The sequence below is a fragment of the Mesorhizobium sp. USDA 4775 genome (assembly GCF_054062655.1).
The window spans coordinates 765,063-780,613 of record NZ_JBSSFM010000001.1 but is presented as its reverse complement, the minus strand read 5'-3'; the positions used below and the strand labels follow the sequence as shown (position 1 = coordinate 780,613).

Genomic DNA, 15,551 nt, shown 5'->3' with positions numbered 1-15,551 from the left:
ACTAGGAAGCGGCGACCAGAGGGAAACTCACCATTACGGCAAGGCCGGGCCGGCAATCCTCGAGGGCGATGGTGGCGCCGTGCAGGTCGGCGATGGCCCTGACGAGGCTCAGCCCAAGGCCGCTGCCCGGCGTCGAGCGGCTGTGATCCAGCCGGTAGAGACGCTGGAAGACCTTTTCGCGTTCGTCCGGGGGGATGCCGGGTCCATTGTCGGCGACGCCGGCAAGGACATGGTCGCCGTCGCGCGCCACCGACAGCTTGATCGTCGTGCCGGGCGGGCAATGGCGCAGCGCGTTCTCGACCAGATTGGCGAACATCTGCGTCAGCAGTTCCGGGTCGCCGTGGATGCGGCCGGCGGTCTGATGCAGCTCGACCGACGACAGCGACTTGCCGTCATCCTCGGCCACGTCGGTGTAGATCTCGGCGATGGTTTGCAGGATCTCGCCGAGGTCGACATCGGTGAACCGCGCCTTGCGCGCGCCGGCCTCGATCTGCGCAATACGCAGCAGCGCGTCGAACGTCTCGTTGATCTGCAGGCTCTCGGCATGCGCCTCGGCCAGTTCACTGCCGACTTTCTGGCCCGACAGGTTCTTTTCCGACGCGCTGTCGAGGATCATCTGCAGCCGGTTGAGCGGCGTTTTCAGGTCGTGCGCGATGTTGGCGCTGACCTGCTTCATGCCGTCCACCAGGCCCGACAGGCGATCGAGCGCCGCGTTGACTTGGCTGGAGACGACGTCGATGTCGTCGCCCGTGCCGGTCAGCGGAATGCGGGCATCGAGCCGGCCATGCGAGACATCGACCATGGTGGCGGCGATGCCGTCGAGACGGAGCTGGACACGCGAGGCAAGCAGGGCGCCGCCGGCGACCGCCAGCCCGGTGATGATCAGGGTCGCCCAGCCGAAGCTCATCAGCATGATCGTCTCCAGTTCCTCCGTCTCGGACAGGCTGATGGCGACCGTCAGGGTGTTGCTGCCGACCGCGCCCGAATAGGCGCGGTACTCGGTACCTTGGGGCAGGTCGGGCATTTCGGCGCCGAACATCGAAAAGCCGTCGGGAAGCCCCGCGGCGGTGAAGTTGCCGGCCAGCCGGTTGCCGGCCGCGTCGGTCAGCGAAAACAGCTGCTCCTTCTTCGGGCTGCGCGTGGCGTGGCTCTCGACGGTCTCGACCAGTTCCTTGGGATCATTGTCGGCATAGCTCGCGGCGATGACGGCGTAGGTTTCCTTGATGGTGTCGTCGAGTTGCCCGGCCAGATCGGCGCTCATCATCTGGTAGACGATGGCACCCGACAGGATGAAGGCCAGCATGAACAGGAAGGCGAAAGTGAGGGCGAGCCGGAACGGCGTGCTGCGCAGCAGGCGAGACCAGCTTCCGGTCATGGCGCAAGCGGTGCGTGCAGGCTGTAGCCGGTGTTGCGGATGGTATGGATGAGCTGGGCCTCGAACGGCTTGTCGACCTTGGCCCGCAGCCGGCTGATATGGGTCTCGACAACACTGGTCTTGGGATCGAAATGAAAGTCCCAGACGCGCTCCAGAAGCATGGTGCGGGTGATCACGCGGCCCTCGCCGCGCATCAGCACCTCCAGCAGGCTGAATTCGCGCGGCTGCAGGTCGATCGGCTGGCCCTGGCGCGTGACGCGCCGCATGATGAGGTCCATTTCGAGGTCGGCGACCCGCAGCATCGTCTTTTGCTCCTGCGCCGCCGGCCTGCGTCCGAGCGCATTGATGCGGGCAAGCAGCTCGGAAAAGGCGAAGGGCTTGACCAGATAGTCGTCGCCGCCGGCCTCCAGGCCCTCGACGCGGTCGTCGATGCCGCCGATGGAGGTGAGGAAGATCGCCGGCGTGCGCACGCCGGCCGCGCGCACCGCCTTGATCATCGACAGGCCGTCCAGACCGGGGATCATTCGGTCGGCGACGATCACGTCATAGCTGCCGCTGGTGGCAGCAAAAAGCGCGTCATGGCCGTTGCGCAGGAGGTCGCAGACATGGCCGGCCTCGGTCAGTCCCCTGACGATATAGTCCGCCGTCTTGTGGTCGTCCTCGACAAGAAGAAGTCGCATCGCTGTTCCGGTTGATCGCCGATATCGGGCACAGGCTATCACCGGCACGGCCCCGTTCCTAGGATGGCAGGATGGCTTTGGCGGGGGCTTTCGCCATAAACCTTCGAGATTGGCCGAGGCCTTCCCCACGTTCGTCATCCTAGGGCGAAGCAGGAGCGAAACTCCGTCGCGAAGACCCTGGGATCCATTCCGTGACCTTGGTCATAGAGTGCAATGGAGCTGAATTCTGCACCGCTGCGTCGCTTTGAAGTCGCGGCATGAATCCTCGGGTCTGCGCTGCGTCGCTGCGCTCCTTGCTCCGCCCGTGGATGACGAAGTGGTGGGGTTCTCTGCCAATTGTCAGCGCTAGCGCATCCTCACAGTCCTTAATCCTGCTCCAGCAGGATCTCGTCGGCATCGTCGGCCGTTCTCTTCAGCGTCATGTAGAGAACGAGTGCCGCGATGCAGCCCAGGAAGATCAGGCTGGTGAAGGTGGTGCCGAAGCCGAGGCCGCCATATTCGGCCGGCTGCGACAGAAGATCGCCGAAGGAGGCGCCGAGCGGGCGCGTCAGGATATAGGCCACGCCAGAAGGCGAGGATGGCGTCGAGGTGAATGAGATAATAGGCCAGCGCGATCAGCGCGATGACGCCGCCGAACATGAGGCCCGACGTGAGATAACCCATGTCGAAACTCTCGGCGACGAGATCGCCGGCGGCGGTGCCGAGCGAGAAGGTGAACAGGATCGCCAGCCAGTAGAAGATCTCGCGCCTCGTCGTGAAGATGGTGTGGATCGACAGTGTTCTTTCGCTCGCGTACCAGACCGCGAAGGTAGCCACGAGCGCCACCGAAAAGGCAATCGTCGTCGTCTGCAGACGCACGCCGAAAGTATCGACGAGGTTGTCGGTGATCAGCGTGCCGACGACGCTGATCAGCACCACCGCCAGCCAGTAGGCCCAGGGCACGTAGCGCTTCTGCGCGAACTGCAGGCCAAGGGCGACGATCAGCACCCCGGTCATGATCAGCGAGGTGACGGTCAGCCCGAGCCCGAGATTGACGGCGAGATAATCGGCCGCCGTCTCGCCCATGGTGACCGCCATCAGCTTGATCAGCCAGAAGTCGAGCGTGACCTCCGGAACCCTGTTACGGTTCGGTCCAGTGGTTTTGTTGGGAGAGAGCATCGCGGCCGTCCTTATGGTTGCCGGATCTACTTGCCCATGACCTTCATGGCCTGGGCGAAGAAGTCGTCGGCGCGCTTGTCGTCGTCGGCATTGCAGCGTTCGATGCCCTTGGTCTCCAGCTCCGAGACCTTGGCCTTGTCGGCAGCGCTGAGCGTGGCCGTGGCCTCCGCTGCGCGAAGGGTCTTCAGCGTCTCCTCGCAAGGCGCGGGGCCTGCGAAAACGGAGGACATCGAGGCGGCGATGGCGAGCGCGCCACCTGCGACGGCAAGTGCGTATCTCTTCATGGAAAAATTCCCTATCTGATGCCGGTGATCCCGGCCGCGGCAATTGCAGCCGAGCCCTAATTGGCGGACCGGCATCTGAACGATAAGGAAGCGACTTCACTCCAGCCTGTCCCGTGGCATACAAATTCGTAAGGATGGCCGTGATTGGCGCAAAAGGCCTTTACGAACGCCGCGTGCTGCGCTGATAGAAAGCGGCGGCCTTGTATCCGCCATCAATGGCGCGCCCCAGTGGCCGAACCCGTAATCCGTGCCCCAGGAAGACACGAATGACCTACGCGTCCCTCAAGCCTGTTTCACAGGCCTTCGTGCAGCGAAAGCGGCTGATCTTCGTTCGGGTGGCGGCGGTGCTGGCGGTGCTGCTGCTGTTTCTCACCAAGCCGGCGCTCAGCGAGGGCTCGAACGGTCACGAAACGCTCGAATTCCTGGGCTTCTGCCTGGTGCTCGCCTGCGTTGCCGGCCGGCTGTGGAGCATCCTCTATGTCGGCGGCAAGAAGAACGAGGAGCTGGTTTCGACGGGGCCGTTCTCGATGAGCCAGAACCCGCTCTATTTCTTCTCGACGGTGGGCGCGGTCGGCATCGGTCTGCTCTACGGCTCGCTGGTGGCGGCGGCCGTGCTTGGCGTCGCCAGCTTCCTCATCTTCCGCGTCACGGCGCGCAAGGAAGCCGAATATCTGCTGGGCAAGTTCGGCCCGGCCTATTCCGCCTATATCAAGACGACGCCGCGCTTCTGGCCGAACCCGCTGCTCTACCGCGACGACGACCAGCTGCAGTTCTCGACCCGCGCACTCAAGCGCACCTTCTTTGACGGGCTCTATTTCCTCGCCATCTTCCCGGCCATCGAACTGATCGAGTACTTGCGGCAGACGGGCCTGCTGTTCCCGGCCTTCTTCACCCTGTACTGATCGGCCATTGTCCGGCTAATTTGCGGGTCATGCAGCACTTCGAGGAGCCTGTGGTATCGGCTGGAGGCGAAGGGGCCAATGTGACGGTCTTCACGGCCGAACACCCGGCCGTCTGGGCCGACCTGATCGCGGCGGTGCCGGCCGAGGCCGGCGATCGGCTGGCGGCGCTGCGGGAGATCGCCGGGGTCACCGGTGTGGCGTGCTACAGCGAGGACCGCCCGGAGGCAATCGTGGTCGGGCAGCGCCGGCCGGCGGCAGCGATGCTGCGCACCGCCTTGTTCTGGTCTGCTCCGAATTTCATCGCGGGTGACGGCCTGCGCCTGCTGGAGGCGCTGGAGAAGGAGGCGCTTGCGCAAGACGTGCTCTGCCTGCGCGCCGACGAGGATACGGCGCAGCGCATCGGCGGCCAGTGGCAGCGCCGCGACGGGTTCCTGCAACGCTGGACCGGCAGCGAACCGAACCGCCGGCAGGTTCCGCCATCCTGGCCGCAGACGGCGGGTTTTACCTGCGGGCCGTCGGCGCTGGCCATGGCGATGGCCGGGATCGATCCGGCCTTGCGGCCGAACCGGGCGCTGGAGGTCGAACTCTGGCGCGAGGCCACCACCATCATCGGCCCGAGCGGTCCGGGCGGCTGCGACCCCTACGGCCTGGCGCTGGCGGCGCGCCGGCGCGGCCTTCGGGCCGAAATATTCATGAGCAGCGCCGAACCGATTTTCCTCGACCGTGCCAGCTCGGAGGAAAGGCGCGGGCTGATGAGCTTCGTGCAGGAAGGTTTCAAGCGCGAGGCCGAAGCCGCGTCATTACCGATCGAGAGGCGCGCCTTTGCCGTCGAAGACATCGGCCAGGCGCTCGATCGCGGCCTGTCGGCGCTGGTGCTGATCGACCAGGCGCCGATGATGGGCCACACCTGCCCGCACTGGGTGCTCGTCCATGACCATGGCGACGGCGTCTATTTCCTCAACGATCCCTGGATAGAGCCAGACCGGCTCGAACAGAAGATGGACGTCGTCGATCTCCCGGTTAGGGCGGCGGAACTCGACCGGATGGCCTGGTACGGCAATCCGGCCTACCGCGCCGCGGTGCTGGTCGGGCGATAACGGCTGGGGGATTAGCGGAGGCTTCCATTGCTTCGTCATCCTCGGGTCTTCGCGACGCCGCTACGCGGCTGCTTCGCCCGTGGATGACGAAGTCGGAAGGCCCGGCTAATCCCGAACGCCTATGATAAGCCGAACGAACGAGGGTACCCTGTTACCACAGCCTTTTACCCGCCCCGCTACGGCGTTCTCAGGCCCCCAGCGGATACGGCATGTAGCCGACGAAGCCGGCGATCTTCCAGCTGCCTTCGACCTTCCGGCAGAAATACAGGGTCTGCCATTTCAGCCGGTCGACGCTGCCATCCGCCTTGGCGACGGAGCCGTCGAACTTCTTGTGCAGCACGGCACGGTCGCCGTCGACATCGATGTCGCGCAGATTGGTGACGCGAAACAGCGCCTCGCGCAACGGCTCGGCGAATTTGGTCGCCGCCGTCTCCTTGGCCTGGCGCAGCCACTCGTCGCGATAGATATCCAGCCGCGGGAACTGCAGCCGCCAGGCATCGGCATTGGCGAGGAAATGCGCATGCATGCCGAAGAAGCTTTCTGCGATGAAATCGTGCTCGACCATGGTCCAGTCCTGGCCGATGAAGGCGTCGATGTCGCGCCGCACCAGCATCTCCCACAGCGCATGGCGGTCGGCATCGCCTGAAGGAAACGGGTTCTTGTCGAAGGTCATTCTCGGTTTCTCCGTTCTCGCACAGGCATGTGTCCGTCGCGGCGCGCAGGCCGCCCGGCCGGTGCGCACGATGCAAGCGCTTCTGTAATAAAGCAACACGGATTTCGAAGAATGTTGCTTTCCAACAAGGGCCCTATCGGGACCGCCGCGATCGCGGTAAATCTGCGCGGAAGGGGGCGCCGCGGTGCCCTGCCGCGTCATCAGAGGAGGCGATCCCTTGCCCAAGCAGACTTTTGGAACATCCCATGTGCCGCTGTCGCCCGCCGTGCGGGCCGGCGACTTCGTCTATGTCTCGGGCCAGGTTCCGGTCGGCAGCGACGGCATCGTGGTCAAGGGCGGTATCACCGAACAGACCGAGCAGGTGCTCGCCAATGTGAAGGCGGCGCTGGCCTTGGCCGGCTGCACACTGGACGATGTGGTGAAGACCACCGTCTGGCTGGAAGACGCGCGCGATTTCGGCGCCTTCAACGCGGTCTACGCCAGGCACTTCCCGAAGAACCCGCCGGCCCGCACCACGGTCGAATCGCGGCTGATGATCGATATCAAGATCGAGGTCGAAGCGGTCGCCTATCGACCAGTTTGAGACGACAAAGCAAAGAACCGGAGGTTCCCCTCATGCAATTCGACCTCCTGCTGAAGGGCGGACGGCTGATCGATCCGGCGTCCGGCATCGATGCGCTGCGCGATGTCGCCATCGCCAATGGGCGGGTCGCGGCGGTCGATGCCGATATCCCGGCGGATCGCGCCGCGCAGGTCGTCGACGTGACGGGCTGCATCGTCGCGCCCGGGCTGGTCGACCTGCACAGCCACGTCTATTGGGGCGGCACCTCGCTCGGCGTCGATGCCGACCGGCTCGCCGCCAAAAGCGGCACCACCACCTTCATCGATGCCGGCAGCGCGGGCGCCGGCAATTTCCTCGGCTTCCGCCGCCATGTCATGGAGCGCTCCAGGGCGCGCATCCTGGCGTATGTCAACATTTCCTTTGCCGGCATCTTCGGCTTCTCGCAGTCGGTGTCGGTCGGCGAGTGCAGCGATCTGCGGCTCTGCGAGCCGCGCGAGGTGGTCGCCGCGGCGCGCGAGCACGCCGATGTCGTCGTCGGCGTGAAAGTCCGCTCCGGCAAGCATGCCGGCGGCACCAGCGGCATCGCGCCGGTCGATCTGGCGCTGGAGGCGGCCGACAGAGCCGGACTGCCGCTGATGGCGCATATTGACGAGCCGCCGCCCGGCCGCTCGGAAGTGCTGCCGCGCCTGCGCCGCGGCGATATCCTCACCCATTGCTTCCGGCCGTTCCCCAACGCGCCGGTCTTCGCCTCCGGCGCGGTGCGGCCCGACATGCGGCTGGCGCGCGAGCGCGGCGTCATCTTCGATCTCGGCCATGGCATGGGTTCGTTCGATTTCGACGTGGCGCGCGCCATGCTGGCCGAGGGGCTGGCGCCGGATGTCATCTCGAGCGACGTGCATCTCTACTGCGTCGACGGGCCGGCCTTCGACATTCTGGTCTGCATGTCGAAGCTGATGGCGCTCGGCATGCCGCTGGTCGAGGTGCTGCGCGCGGCGACGCAAGCGCCGGCGCGGGCGATCGCCAGGCCGGATCTCGGCACGCTGGCCGTCGGCACCGTCGGCGATGTCGCCGTGCTTCGCCAGCGATCGGGCCGGTTCACCTTCGTCGACGCGGTCGGGGCCGCGCTGGTCGCCGACCAGCGGCTGGTGTCGGAAGGCATCGTCATCGGCGGTACATGGTGGCCGAACGAGGCGGTGAACGATGTCAGCGAGACCGAGCGTTTCGAGGCGCATGCTGCGCATACGCATGTCGAGGTGGCGGCGCGGCATTTCGGGCACCGGCATGATTAGCCGATCTCCCCGTCGTGGGGGTCGACCTTACCCGGCGTTGCTCGGCTTGCCGTAAACCGGCGTGGCAATCCCTTCCATGCGCGCCTTGATCTGCAGCGCCACGTATTTCGAGTAAAACCGCGACAGCGCCAGATTGCCGCCGTGGAACCACAGCGCTTCCTGCGCCGTCGGCTTCCACATATTCCGTAGCTCGCCTTGCCAGGGTCCGGGGTCGCCCTTGACACCGGAACCGAGGCCCCAGCAGGGGCCGACCTTGTCGGCGACTTCGCGCGAGACGAGTGCGGCGACATTCTCGTTCATCGACTGGTAGCCGGTGCAGGCGATGATGGCGTCGGCCTCGAGCTCGCTGCCATCCTCGAACAGGATGCCTGTCGGCGTCAGCGCCTTGATGGCGACGCCGCTGCGGATGCCGATCTTGCCGTCGATGATCAGGTCCGAGGCGCCGACATCGATGTAGTAGCCGGAGCCGGTGCGATAGGCCTTCATCAAGAGGCCGGTCTCGTCGTCGCCGAAATCGATGGCGAAGCCGGAGGCGCGCAAGCGGTCGTAGAAGGCGGCGTCGCGCGCCTTGATCACCTCGTAGAGCGCGCGCTGGCCCTTGGGCACCAGCGCGAAGGGGGTCGAGGCGACGATCATGTCGGCCTTTTCGGTGGTGATGCCGCGCGCCAGCGCGCTCTCCGAGAAGATCTCGAAGCCGACCTCCATCAGCGTGTCCGACTTGACCACGGTGGTCGGCGAGCGCTGGATCATGGTGACGTCGGCGCCGCTTTCCCAGAGATCGACGCAGACGTCATGGCCGGAGCTGGCCGCGCCGATGACGGCGACCTTTTTGCCGCGGAATTTGTCGCCGCTGGCATACTGGCTGGAATGCAGCAATTCGCCCTTGAATTCGCTCGCGCCGGCCAGGTCGATCTTTCGCGGCGGGCCGTAGGCGCCGGTGGCGAAGACGACATGTTTCGGCTTCAGCGTGATCCGCCGGCCGACACGGTCGACCGCCACGGTCCACTCCTTCCGCGCCTCGTCATAGGAGGCGCTGAGGCACTTTGTGGCGACCCAGTAGTTGAGCTCCATGACCCGCGTGTACATTTCCAGCCAGTCGCCCATCTTGTCCTTGGGCGTGAAGACCGGCCAGTTTTCCGGGAACGGAATGTAGGGCAGATGGTCGTACCAGACCGGATCGTGCAGCACGAGCGTGCGGTAGCGGTTGCGCCAGGAATCACCCGGGCGTGCATTCTTCTCGATGACGATGGTCGGCACGCCGAGCTGCCGCAGCCGTGCACCCAGCATGATGCCGCCCTGCCCGCCGCCGATGACCAGGCAATAGGGCTGCTCGGTGGCGCCGAGCTCGCGCGTCTCGCGCGCCCGCGCCTCCGACCAGGTCTCGCGTTCGGGGTCGGCCTTGTGACGCACGCCGAGCGGCCGCGCCAAACCCTTGCGCTCCTCGAACCCCTTGAGGTCGGTCATCGCCGTGAACAAGGTGCGGCAGCGGCCGTCGCGCAGGCGCACAATGCCTTGCCCTGACGCCACCGCGGTCTCGAAGGTGAACCAGGCTTCGATGGTGCCCTCGTCCGAGGTCGCCTCGCCGGCGAGCTGCCATGCGGTGGGCTTGGTCGTCGCCAACGTTGCCTCGAGCATGTCGACGATGGCCTCGCGGCCTTCCATGGTCGTGACGTTCCAGGTGAAGCTCAGAAGATCGCGCCAGTAGCAGTCGTCGACGAACAAATTGCTTGCCGCGGTCGCATCACCGGCCGCGAGCGCCTGCGCCAGGGATTCCAGCCATGCGGCTGCCTGTTTCGTCGGTGCCATTTCGAGCATTCCTTTTCCCTCTCAGGTTGACGGCTTTCCTTCTCCCCTTGTGGGAGAAGGTGGCCTCGCGAAGCGAGGTCGGACGAGGGGTGTTCCAGCTTGGCAAGGACGGCACTCCGTCACCCACCCTTCAACCGTCTCGGCGCTGCGCGCCGATCCACCTTCTCCCACAAGGGGAGAAGGAAAAAAGCTGTGCCCTAGTCCCCGAGCGGCTCCATCTCCTTGCCGGTGCGGTGGATCTGGGCGTTGTATTTGATGCGGCGGACCGTCTCGCGCGCCGAGCCGTCGAGCTTGTAGGCGGAGGCCACGGCCAAGAGGTCGATCGCCGCCAGGAAGGCGAAGCGCGAAGCGGTCGGCTTCAGCGTGTCGGGATATTCAGGCACCGCGACCGTCAGCCGGACATCGCAGGCGCGGGCGAGATCGGTGTCGGGCGCGGTCACGGCGATGGCGTTGGCGCGGTAGTGCTTGGCGAGTTCGACGGCCTCGATCACCTCGCGCGTGCGTCCGGTCGCCGAAATGGCGATCACCAGGTCGCCCGGCTTCAGCGTCGAGGCGGTCATGCGCATCAGATAGGGATCGCACTGGGCGCTGACGGTGATGCCGTAGCGAAACAGCCGGTATTGCGTCTCCTGCGCCAGCGCCGAGGAACTGCCGCCGAGGCCGAAAACGGTGACCTGGCGAGCCTTGGCGATGAGTTCCGCCGCCTTCTGCAACTCGCCTGGGTCAAGCTGGCGTTCAGCCTCCTGCAGCGCCCGGCGCGCCTCGCCGAAGACGGCGTTCCAGAACGGCATGCCATTGTCGTTGCTGATGGCCGGCGGCTTGGCCAGATAGAGCGCGCCGACGACGAGGCTCTGCGCCAGCTTCAGCTTGAAATCGCGCACGCCCTCGCAGCCGATGGCGCGGCAGAAGCGGGTCACGGTCGGTTCGCTGACCCCGGCGCGTTCGGCAATCGCCGCATTGGAGGCGTCGACGGCGTATTTGACATTGTCGAGCACGACATCGGCGACGCGGCGCTCCGCCGGGCTCAACTCTGCGTAGGAATCCTTGACCAGCGAGATGATGTCGGGGATGCGCCTGATGTCGCGTCCCTCCGGCTCGTGGCTTGCAACGGGCTCTTGCTGGCTGTCAGCTTCGGTCATGAAGTCGGTCTTCCCTGTCTTTTCGACCTGACCTCTTACCATGTTTGCACATCGTCGTTCCATGCGCCCAGCCGCGCTGCAACCGTGGCGTGCCTGGCGATAGGCTCGCGTTTCCTTTTCAGAGTATGTAGGAAAGCAACACGTATTTCAAGGCTGGGAAAATTAAGTAGAAACAGTGTATTAAGCGAAATCTGGAATTTTCATGATACGGTTACCACCGCGAGCGCTTGACAGCAAAGTAGGATAGTTACAGACTGATTTTAGCAGGCGATGACCTACTGGATCATCACGCAATCTCCGAGGGGCGGATGAACGCGGGCGAGACAACAACGCCGAAGCTTGGCGTGCAGGCAGCGACCAAGATCTATCACACGGCGTCAGGCGACCTCCTGGCGCTGGACCGCTGCAGCCTCGATGTCAGGGCCAATGAAATCGTCTCGATCGTCGGCCCGTCCGGCTGCGGCAAGACCACGCTCTTGTGGTCGATGTCGGGCCTGCACGGCCTGACCAGCGGCGAGATCCGGCTCGACGGCGTCAAGATCGCCGGCCCGCATCCCGATATCGGCATCGTCTTCCAAGAAGCCAACCTCCTGCCCTGGCGCAATCTCGATGCCAACATCCGCTTTCCCTTCGAGATCAAGGGCGAAAAGCCGGACCGCGCCTGGATCGCGCATCTGCTCAACCGCGTCGGCCTCGACGGTTTCGGCGGCAAGTTCCCGCGCGAGCTTTCGGGCGGCATGCAGCAGCGCGCGGCGATCGTGCGGGCGCTGGCGCTGAAGCCCTCGGTGCTGTTGATGGACGAGCCGTTCGGCGCACTCGACAGTTTCACCCGCGAAGAGATGAACCGGCTGGTCGAGGAAATCTGGCTCGACACCAAGACCACCATCGTCTTCATCACCCACAGCATCGAGGAAGCGATCTTTCTGTCGGACCGCGTGGTGGTGCTGAGCGCCCGGCCGGGCAAGGTCGCCAAGGAGTATCGCGTGCCGTTCGCTCGGCCGCGCTCGCTGGAGATCATGGCGACCAAGGAAGTCTTCGACCTCACCAACCGGATCAAGATGGACATTGTCGGCGAGCGCGCCAGGCCGAAGGCGCCGGAACAGGAGCCCGCCAGCGCCGAGATCGTGAGGATCAGGCCGTGAGCGACGCCATCCCGGAATTCTCCAAATCCAAATCAGGCGATGGCCAGGAGGTCAGCCTGACCAATCTGTCGGCCTTCGCCAGCGGCCCCGGCATCAAGTCGGGCAAGGAGGTGGCGGCCATCATCGCCGTTGCCGTGGTCATCATCGGCGGCATCGAACTCGCGCTGCGGCTGTTCCATGTGCCGCTCTACATCATGCCGCCGCCGAGCTCGATCGCCTATGCGCTGTTCGACGAGTTCCCGCTGATCGCGCCGCATCTCGGCTACACGCTGGTCGAGCTGGTCTCCGGCTTTGCCATCGGCGCCGTCGTCGGGCTGGTGCTGGCCGCCGTCATCACCCAGTTCCCCTTCGCCGAAAAGATCGTCGCTCCCTACATATTGCTGCTGGTCACCACGCCGATGCTGGCGCTGGTGCCGCTGCTCATCCTGCGCTTCGGCTTCGGCTACACGCCGCGCATCATCGCGGTGGCGCTGGCCGCCGGGCCGATGGTGATGATCAACGCCGCCACCGGCTTTCGCCGCGTCGACAGCGCCAAGATCGCGCTCGCCCGCTCCTACGGCGCCAGCACCTTGCAGATCTTCTGGAAGATCCGCGCGCCGATGGCGCTGCCGATGATCCTGGTCGGGCTGATGATCGGCGCCATTTTCGGCCTGCTCACCGCCGTCGGCGCCGAGATGGTCGGCGGCGGCTTCGGACTCGGCAACCGGCTGACCACCTATTCGTCGATGATCCAGATGCCGCAGTTCTTCGCCGTGGTGCTGATCCTGTCGACGCTCGGCATCCTGATCTACGTGCTGTTCTTCCTCATCGGCAAGAAATGGGCGAGCTGGGAGGCTTGAAGACAAGGATTTGAAGCAAGACGCCCGGGAGGCGGGCGGCAGACCGACGTCAAACAAAAAGGGGAATGCCATGACCAAAGACAATTCGATGAACCAGCCAGGCATCAGCCGCCGCTATTTCCTGCAGGTCACCGGCGCCGGCCTGGTGACGGCAACCGCACTCGGCGCCACCGGTTTCAAGGCAAGGGCCGAGGCGTATGGCAAGTTCACCTGGATCTCGCCGCGCGGCACGCTCGAAGTGCTCGACGACTATCCCTACTGGGCAGCCAAGAAAGCCGGCTATTTCGACGGGCTCGACACCGACATGCAGCCGGGGCCCTCGGACGGCACGGCGACGGTGAAATTCGTCGATGTCGGCCAGGCCGATATGGGCTTCCCCTCGCCCGGCGTGTTCTCCTTCGCCATCCAGAACGGCATGAAGCTGAAATCGGTGTTCCACATGGGCGCGCGCGATACGTTCAGCATCGCCTTTCGCAAGGGCGAGGGATCGAACGATCTGAAGAAGCTCGAAGGCAAGACCATCCTGCTCGGCTCCGCCGCCTGGCAGTCGATCACCGATCCGCTGCTCGCCGCGCAAGGCGTCGACATCAAGAAAGTAAAGTATGTCGAGGCCGGCTGGCCGACCTGGGGTACCGCGCTGGCCGGCGGCCAGGGCGATGCAGCCCTGTCGTGGGAAGGGCTGCGCGCCGAATGGATCGCCAAGGGCCTCGACTTCGAATACTGGCTCGGCGTGAAGAACTCCAAGCTGCCCGCCAACACCTTTGTCGTGCGCAGCGCCGACCTCGAGGACCCCGACAAGAAGGCGTTCCTGGAAAAGTACCTGCGCGGCTGGGCGATGGGCCTCGAATTCGGCTACCAGAATCCGCGCGCGGCGGTCGAAGCGGTGTTCGAGCAGTTCCCGACGCTGGCCAAGAATCTCGGACCGGAGCTCGGCACCACCTCGATCCTGCAGCAGATCAACGTCTTCCGCGGCGACATGGACAAGCGCGGCGGCTGGGGCTCGCACGACATGGCGAGCTGGCAGGGCTTCTTCGACGAGATCCACAAGATCGGCCAGATCACCAATCCGGTGAAAGCCGAGGATGTCTGCACCAACGACCTCATCCCGGCCGCCAACGATTTCGACAAGGCCAAGGTCAAGGCCGATGCCGACGGCTTCAAATTGTCGGAAGGCTTTGCCGCGCTCGATGTCGAGAAGATCAAGGCGCATCTGTTCGATTCGGCGGTTAAATAGGGTGCAAAAAAGAGGTCATGCCGTTCCTTGCCCTGTCTTGGCTCGTTTCCTCTCCCTCGATCGACGGGGGAGAGGAAGGGGCCGGGCAACGAGCGGCGGCGCTGACCTGAGGTGATTGTCCCAATGGACATGCGAACGGCGATCGATCGCCGTGTGCGATACAATCAAGAACCGGGAGGCTGACTTGGCCGACAGAGTAAAAGTGCTGGTGGTGGGTCTCGGCAATATGGGTGCGTCGCACGCCAGCGCCTATCACCGCTCCGAGGGTTTTCAGATCGTCGGCATCATGAGCCGCTCGATCAAGAGCAACACCAAGATACCGGCCGAATTAGCCGGCTATCCGCTCTACGAGGATTTCGACCTGGCGCTGAAGGAGACGAAGCCGGACGCCGTCTCGATCAACAGCTGGCCGAACACCCATGCCGAATATGCGCTGAAGGCGATCGCGGCCAATTGCCATGTGTTCATGGAAAAGCCGCTCGCCACCAACATCGAGGACGCCGAGAAGGTCGTGGCGGCGGCGCGCGCCAAGAACCGCAAGCTGGTGCTCGGCTACATCCTGCGCGTCCACCCCTCCTGGATCAAGTTCATCGAGGTCGGCAAGACGCTGGGCAAGCCGCTGGTGATGCGCCTCAACCTCAACCAGCAGAGCAGCGGCAGCGCCTGGCACTGGCACAAGAACCTGATCGATTCGCTGATCCCGATCGTCGATTGCGGCGTGCACTATGTCGACGTCATGTGCCAGCTGACCGGCGCCAAGCCGGTGCGTGTGCACGGCATCGGCGCCAAATTGTGGGCGGAGGCCGACAAGCAGAATTACGGCCATCTGCACGTCACCTTCGATGACGGCTCGGTCGGCTGGTACGAGGCCGGTTGGGGGCCGATGATGAGCGAGACGGCCTATTTCGTGAAGGACGTGGTCGGTCCGAAGGGCGCGGTGTCGATCGTCGCCGGCCAGGCCGCCAGCACCGCCTCGGACGCCGAAGTGTCGAACTCGGCCGATATCGACCGTCACACCAAGACCGATGCGCTGAAGATCCACTATGCCCAGGTCGACGGCGACAAGAACTTTTCCAAGCCCGACGAGATCGTCAGCATGGAGGACGAGCCCGGCCACCAGGAGCTGTGCGACCGCGAGCAGGCCTTCTTCCTGCGCGCCATCCGCGAGGACCTCGATCTGACCGAGCAGATGGACGCGGCGGTCAACAGCCTGCGCATCGTGCTCGCCGCCGAACAGAGCATTGCGCTGGGACGGACGGTCGAGCTGGCCTGACGCAACCGGTTGCTGGCACTGGAGGCGGCACCGGCAGCGCAGCAGTTTCATCCTTCTCCCCGTCACCATACGGGGAGAAGATGCCGGCAGGCGGATGA

At 64.8% G+C, this 15,551-nt stretch carries 14 protein-coding genes and 1 pseudogene; 8 read left to right on the top strand and 7 right to left on the bottom strand.

Translation table 11 applies throughout. The annotated features are described in order from the left end of the window. Window position 1: 1 nt before the first annotated feature. The 4 genes and pseudogenes from ACVILI_RS03965 to ACVILI_RS03950 all read right to left on the bottom strand — a co-directional run bounded on the left by ACVILI_RS03965 (window position 2) and on the right by ACVILI_RS03950 (window position 3,497). The gene (locus tag ACVILI_RS03965; protein WP_038650745.1) at window positions 2-1,375 is read right to left on the bottom strand and encodes a HAMP domain-containing sensor histidine kinase; all 1,374 of its coding nucleotides are present in this window, start codon (window positions 1,373-1,375) and stop codon (window positions 2-4) included. Beyond that, on the bottom strand, window positions 1,372-2,055 hold the full coding sequence (locus tag ACVILI_RS03960) for a winged helix-turn-helix domain-containing protein (protein ID WP_019862157.1): 684 nt from the start codon (window positions 2,053-2,055) through the stop codon (window positions 1,372-1,374). The genes ACVILI_RS03965 and ACVILI_RS03960 overlap by 4 nt, the downstream gene beginning before the upstream one ends. 365 nt (window positions 2,056-2,420) lie before the next feature. Next, a pseudogene (locus tag ACVILI_RS03955) lies at window positions 2,421-3,213 on the bottom strand (COG4705 family protein). A 26-nt stretch (window positions 3,214-3,239) separates the two neighbouring features. Continuing rightward, window positions 3,240-3,497, bottom strand: coding sequence for a hypothetical protein (locus ACVILI_RS03950; protein ID WP_027047561.1), 258 nt, complete (start codon window positions 3,495-3,497; stop codon window positions 3,240-3,242). Window positions 3,498-3,763: 266 nt separating this feature from the next. Here ACVILI_RS03950 and ACVILI_RS03945 point away from each other — a divergent pair, with 266 nt between their 5' ends. Then, entirely contained in the window at window positions 3,764-4,399 is a 636-nt protein-coding gene (locus tag ACVILI_RS03945) for a methyltransferase family protein (protein WP_019862154.1), read from the top strand. A gap of 29 nt (window positions 4,400-4,428) precedes the next feature. Further along, window positions 4,429-5,496: a peptidase C39 family protein gene (locus ACVILI_RS03940; RefSeq protein WP_038650739.1), complete on the top strand. Its 1,068-nt coding sequence runs from the start codon at window positions 4,429-4,431 to the stop codon at window positions 5,494-5,496. Between the two features lie 187 nt (window positions 5,497-5,683). On the opposite strand, the gene ACVILI_RS03935 is transcribed toward ACVILI_RS03940, so the two are convergent. Beyond that, a complete protein-coding gene (locus ACVILI_RS03935) occupies window positions 5,684-6,169 on the bottom strand; it encodes a hypothetical protein (RefSeq protein WP_019862151.1) in 486 nt (161 codons plus the stop codon). A gap of 217 nt (window positions 6,170-6,386) precedes the next feature. Between ACVILI_RS03935 and ACVILI_RS03930 the strand changes: the two genes are divergently transcribed. Together ACVILI_RS03930 and ACVILI_RS03925 are read left to right on the top strand one after the other, a co-directional pair. Continuing rightward, window positions 6,387-6,752 (top strand): RidA family protein, encoded by a 366-nt coding sequence (locus ACVILI_RS03930; protein ID WP_027047560.1) that lies wholly within the window; start codon window positions 6,387-6,389, stop codon window positions 6,750-6,752. A gap of 32 nt (window positions 6,753-6,784) precedes the next feature. Then, window positions 6,785-8,020 carry an amidohydrolase/deacetylase family metallohydrolase gene (locus tag ACVILI_RS03925; protein ID WP_038650736.1) on the top strand — a complete coding sequence of 412 codons (1,236 nt, stop codon included), beginning with the start codon at window positions 6,785-6,787 and terminating at the stop codon, window positions 8,018-8,020. Between the two features lie 27 nt (window positions 8,021-8,047). On the opposite strand, the gene ACVILI_RS03920 is transcribed toward ACVILI_RS03925, so the two are convergent. Beyond that, on the bottom strand, window positions 8,048-9,835 hold the full coding sequence (locus ACVILI_RS03920) for a flavin-containing monooxygenase (protein WP_038650733.1): 1,788 nt from the start codon (window positions 9,833-9,835) through the stop codon (window positions 8,048-8,050). Between the two features lie 188 nt (window positions 9,836-10,023). After that, the gene (locus ACVILI_RS03915; RefSeq protein ID WP_019862147.1) at window positions 10,024-10,965 is read right to left on the bottom strand and encodes a MurR/RpiR family transcriptional regulator; all 942 of its coding nucleotides are present in this window, start codon (window positions 10,963-10,965) and stop codon (window positions 10,024-10,026) included. A 308-nt stretch (window positions 10,966-11,273) separates the two neighbouring features. Between ACVILI_RS03915 and ACVILI_RS03910 the strand changes: the two genes are divergently transcribed. From ACVILI_RS03910 to ACVILI_RS03895, 4 genes are all read left to right on the top strand, one after another. Further along, a complete protein-coding gene (locus tag ACVILI_RS03910; protein ID WP_038650730.1) occupies window positions 11,274-12,107 on the top strand; it encodes an ABC transporter ATP-binding protein in 834 nt (277 codons plus the stop codon). Then, window positions 12,104-12,946 (top strand): ABC transporter permease, encoded by an 843-nt coding sequence (locus ACVILI_RS03905; RefSeq protein ID WP_038650727.1) that lies wholly within the window; start codon window positions 12,104-12,106, stop codon window positions 12,944-12,946. The genes ACVILI_RS03910 and ACVILI_RS03905 overlap by 4 nt, the downstream gene beginning before the upstream one ends. A 70-nt stretch (window positions 12,947-13,016) precedes the next feature. Further along, on the top strand, window positions 13,017-14,180 hold the full coding sequence (locus tag ACVILI_RS03900) for an ABC transporter substrate-binding protein (RefSeq protein WP_038650724.1): 1,164 nt from the start codon (window positions 13,017-13,019) through the stop codon (window positions 14,178-14,180). 184 nt (window positions 14,181-14,364) lie between these two features. Continuing rightward, window positions 14,365-15,453 carry a Gfo/Idh/MocA family protein gene (locus tag ACVILI_RS03895; RefSeq protein WP_019862142.1) on the top strand — a complete coding sequence of 363 codons (1,089 nt, stop codon included), beginning with the start codon at window positions 14,365-14,367 and terminating at the stop codon, window positions 15,451-15,453. Window positions 15,454-15,551 lie beyond the last annotated feature (98 nt).